A 921-nucleotide genomic window follows, 5' to 3' on the forward strand; every position below is an offset into this window, starting at 1 on the left:
GGCAGTTTGTTGCGGTCTCGGAAAATAGTCGCAATAAAGGAAAAGTAAAAAGCAATAGTGCTGTTGCATTAGGAGTTTTATTGATTGGGTGTTTGGTTAACGTTCAGGCTCATGCAGATCTACCTGTTCAAACTTTTGATTCAAACCTTCTTCCATTGGTACCGGCAGGTAGTACGCATTATGATTTTATGACAACCGGAGATGCTACTGGTGGGTTTAGAGTGTATTCTAATGGTACTTATTCTAGCTGTAGTTTCCCTGTAAGTTGGTCAGGTGGCCTTTCACCAAAGATGAACATTGATCGTAGTAGATTTCAATCTTGTGGAGCTTCTCAACAAGGTAGCTTTGCTATTCCTAGTGATGGTAATGGCGGTACTATAGGAGGTAATGCGAATAGTCCGAATGCTGTATTATATGCAGACGGTACAAAAAAATTGGTTACTTTGGGAGGAGATGGAGGAACCAAAATTACTAATTTGCAGGATGGTGTGATTTCTTCAACATCTACTGATGCAGTCAATGGCAGACAACTAAATACGGTCAAGACTACTGCTGATGGGGCAAAAACGGCGGCAACGGCGGCACAAAACACCGCTAATACTGCTAACAGCACAGCTAATACCAATAAAACCAACATCACTGCCCTGCAAGCCGCAGATGCCCTGAATGTGAAATACAATGCCGCCAAAGACACGGTAGCGCTGACCGGCACCGGTGGCACTAAAATCACCAACTTAAAAGACGGCACGGTTTCGGCGACTTCAACCGATGCGGTTAACGGTAAGCAACTGTTTGGGGTGCAAACCACTGCCAATACTGCCAAGACCACCGCAGACGGCGCGAGAACCGCCGCCACCGCCGCCCAGACTACGGCAACGGCAGCACAAAACACCGCTAATACTGCCAACAGCACTGCCAATA

At 46.4% G+C, this 921-nt stretch carries 1 pseudogene; it reads left to right on the forward strand.

Going from position 1 to position 921, the window contains the following annotated elements:
- Window positions 1-488: 488 nt before the first annotated feature.
- Window positions 489-921: pseudogene (locus FHQ23_RS12330) on the forward strand (hypothetical protein); the annotation flags it as partial.

Source organism: Testudinibacter crocodili (genome assembly GCF_006228025.1).
Lineage (GTDB): Bacteria > Pseudomonadota > Gammaproteobacteria > Enterobacterales > Pasteurellaceae > Chelonobacter.